Source organism: Rhodoferax sp. (genome assembly GCF_037143375.1).
Classification (GTDB): Bacteria; Pseudomonadota; Gammaproteobacteria; order Burkholderiales; family Burkholderiaceae_C; genus Rhodoferax.
Window position 1 is genome coordinate 1 of the sequence record NZ_JBAWYV010000238.1, and the last position, 3,581, is coordinate 3,581.

The following is a 3,581-nucleotide window of genomic DNA, read 5'->3' on the forward strand; positions in this document are numbered from 1 at the left end:
ACCGCCTGCTGTACCTCGGCATGTTTCTCACCGGGATCAAGCTGGTGTGGGATGCAGTGCGATAGATGCTATTTTATTAATAGCTGCTTGCGCAGGTGGCACGGGGGCTAGATGCTGATTTGTTGTAAATATGAATAGGCTGCTTTGGATTTCGATATGAAAAAATATGAGTCTCTAATATAACAATTGCGGAGCTACTAATATTAAAATAGCGGCAATTAAATTGCGAAAATAGCGAGTTATGTCCACCCCCGCCTTCCCTTCAAAAACAACGTTAGAACCCAGCATTGCCCGCTGGAAAACACCGGGCGTGCTCGACGCTTTGCAAACACGCAGGGTGGTTCTCCTGGCCGGTGCACGCCAGTGCGGCAAAACCACGCTGGCCCGGGCACTCCATCAGCCGCAAGCTGTTATTTACCGCACGCTGGACGATGTGGCGTTGCTGGCGGCGGCGCGTGCCGACCCGCACGGTTTTGTGGCGCATGGGAACGGCTTGATGGTGATTGATGAAATTCAACGTGCCCCCAGCTTGTTGTTGGCCATCAAAAAAGAGGTGGATGAGAACCCCACCCCCGGGCGATTTTTGCTGACAGGCTCCGCCAATATTCAGTCCAGCCCCGGGGTGACGGAGTCACTGGCCGGGCGTGTGGCGCATCAGCGGCTACGCCCTTTTTCGGCCGGTGAAATTGCTCGCGTGGCGCCTGCATTTTTGGCGCGTGCCGTCCGTGAGGACTGGGCGGGTTTGGCCAGCAGTTTCACGGCGGTGCCAGGCCATGCGCCAGCCGCGCCCTTGTCGGGCAAGGATGCGGTGTTGATGCAGGCCCTGCGCGGGGGTTACCCCGAAGTGCAGTCGCTCAGCGACAAATCCGTGCGTCGTTGGCATCAAGACTATGTGCAGGCTCTGATGGCGCGTGACCTGCAAGACATTGCGCACATTCGCCGCAAAGACAGCATGGCCAAATTGCTCGAAGTGTTGGCGGCCTGGTCGTGCAAGTTGATGGACGTCAGTGCCATTGGTGGGCAATTGGCGCTGGCTCGGCCCACGCTGGAGTCGTACATCAACGCACTTGAGGCACTGTTTTTGGTAGAGCGCGTGCGGCCCTGGGCCAAAACCGATTACGACCGTGTCAGCAAACAAGACAAACTGATCATGACGGACACCGGTCTGGTCACCAGTTTGCTGCGCTGGCAGTTTGACAAACTGCGCCTGGATGCCGACCAGAGCGGCAAGTTAGTAGAGGGTTTTGTGTTTACCCAACTTGCCGCGCAGCTTGACGCGCAAGACGAGCCGCATAGCCTGACCCACTACCGTGACCGCGAGCAGCGTGAGATTGACTTCGTCATTGAAACGCCCGACGGGATGACGATCGGCGTTGAAGTCAAGGCGGGCTCGGCCGTTGGGGCTGACAGCTTCAAGCACTTGGTGTGGTTTCGCGAACGCATGCTGCAAAGCGGCACACCGTTTGTGGGGCTGGTGCTTTACACCGGCGAGCATGTGCTGCGTTTTGGCGAGCACCTGTGGGCGGTGCCGATGCATGTGCTGTGGGGGGCGTAACTTTTTTACGAATAAGCCAGGTTTATTTTGCTATGCTATTAATAGCTGCTTGCGCATGTAGCACGGGGCTAGAGGCTGATTTGTTATAAATTCTCTATCCTCTCAGCTCACAGCAAGGCTTGCTGCAATGAGGCACTCGCCAGCGGCCGCAGTCGGGCGTAACTCAGCAACTCCGCCAGCCGTGCCCCTTTGCCCTGCCACTCATAAACCACGTTTTCGGCCAGTAGCACGTAATGCCAGGGCGCGCCGCCACGCTGCTCGGCGCTCAAGCCGTTGATGCGCTCACACCACGCCAGCGCGGCTTTGAGCTTGCGCTGCACATTGGGGTGAATGGTTTGCTGCTGCGCTTTGGTTTCCACCAGATACACCGCGTCTTCCGTGCGCACCAAGAAATCCGGTAAATAAAACGCGGGCAGGCCGTCGTCTTTGACATAGCGCAGCCGGGCAAACGTGTGGCGGTTTTCGCTGATCTTGCAAAACGCCTGTACCTGCGTGTCGGCCTGCGCCCAGTGGATGAAGGCGCGCTCCAGCCCGCCGTTGCGGGCGGGCCAGGCCAGCCGGGTGTAGATGCACTTGGCCACCTCCACCGAATGGCTCTCGCGCATCATCAAGCGCGGCACTTCGCTCAAGCGGCGCAAATGCACTTCGGTTTGCCCTGTGATGTGCTTTTGCTCCGACTCCAGCAGCGCTACCGCAAACACCTTGGTGATGTGCTCTACCACCGGTTGCAGCAGCAACGCGCGCCAGTTTTCTTCTTCCTGCGGGTTGAAAGCGGCGTCAAACAACTGGGTCCAGATGTAGTCGTCCAGCCAACCGGTCAACTCGGCCGTGTTCACCTGCAAATACGGTTTGGCCAGATGCGTAGCGATTTTGCTGCCTTTGGGCAGCGGCTCACTCAGCGCCTGGCTGATGCGCCGCGTGAGGCGGCTCAAATATTCGTTGTAGCCACCCACGTTCATCACCGCGCCGTCCACCCGGTAGTCGCCAAACAGCGTGGCGCTTTGCAGGTCTTGCGAGATGAAGGTGTCGCCCTTGCCCAGCAAGCCGGTGAGGTGCGCCACCGTCATGGCCGTGAAGGCGGGCAGGGTGGTCAAGTCCAGCGCCATGTGGTCGCGCACCTCGTCGGTCTCTTGCAGGATGAACGGGATGCCAAAGTCAAACGCCTCAAAACCCTCACGCAACTCAGCGGCGATCACGTCGCCCGTGGCGCTGGTGTCGTCCATGCCGTCGCCGGTGGTGCCCGCCAGACCTTCCTGAATCAGCTCTTCGTAAAACGATTGAAAGGCGGGGTGTTCCACGATGGACAGCACATCCAGCAAGCTGCCCGGCTCTTGCCCTGCGTTGATGCGCTCGCGGTTCTCATGCTTCAAATCGGCATATTCGTCATCGCGCCACATCAGCCGCAGGCCGCGGCCAATGGTTTGCTCCAGCAGAATTTGTGCTTGTGACGAGCGCAGCGGCACGATCACGCAGATATTGTTCACGTCGAACCCTTCGCGCAGCATCAGCACGCTGACGATTACTTTGGGCGTAGCGTGGTGGTCCACGCTGAACAGGCGCTGGCGCACTGGCGCCCAATCCTTTTCGCCCAACTCGGCTTTCTTGCCGGAGTCGATCAGCATCACCTCGTCTTCATTCAGGCCTTCCTGCTCCTGCAAAAAGGCAGCCACCAGCGGCGACACCGTAGTGTCTTCGCATACCACCAGCATCTTGGGGTGGCGCGTTGGGTCGATCCGGGCAAAGTCCGCTTCCAGCTTGCGCAGTTTCTTCAGCCCGGCGCGCAGCATCACGCGCTGGCCTTCGCTCAAGGTCGGGTTGCCTTGGTCATCGCGCTCGGCCTTGAACTCCAGTGGAAGCGCGCCAATCTCCTTGCGCCGGTCCAGCACGATGGACTTCACCAGCCCCTGCTTCATCGCCATTTTTAAATCGAAATCTGTGACGATGTGCGGAAAATACACTTTGCGCTTGGTCTTGCCCGCGCCCACATCGTTGTACGGCGTGGCCGAAAAATCGACCTGCACAAAGC

General features: G+C 58.8%; 2 protein-coding genes. One reads left to right on the forward strand and one right to left on the reverse strand.

Going from position 1 to position 3,581, the window contains the following annotated elements:
• Positions 1–241: 241 nt before the first annotated feature.
• Entirely contained in the window at positions 242–1,555 is a 1,314-nt protein-coding gene (locus WCG50_RS18310; protein ID WP_336901033.1) for an ATP-binding protein, read from the forward strand.
• 107 nt (positions 1,556–1,662) lie between these two features.
• Here the strand turns inward: WCG50_RS18310 and WCG50_RS18315 are convergent.
• The coding region (locus WCG50_RS18315; protein ID WP_336901034.1) for a hypothetical protein at positions 1,663–3,581 on the reverse strand (1,919 nt) is incomplete at its 5' end.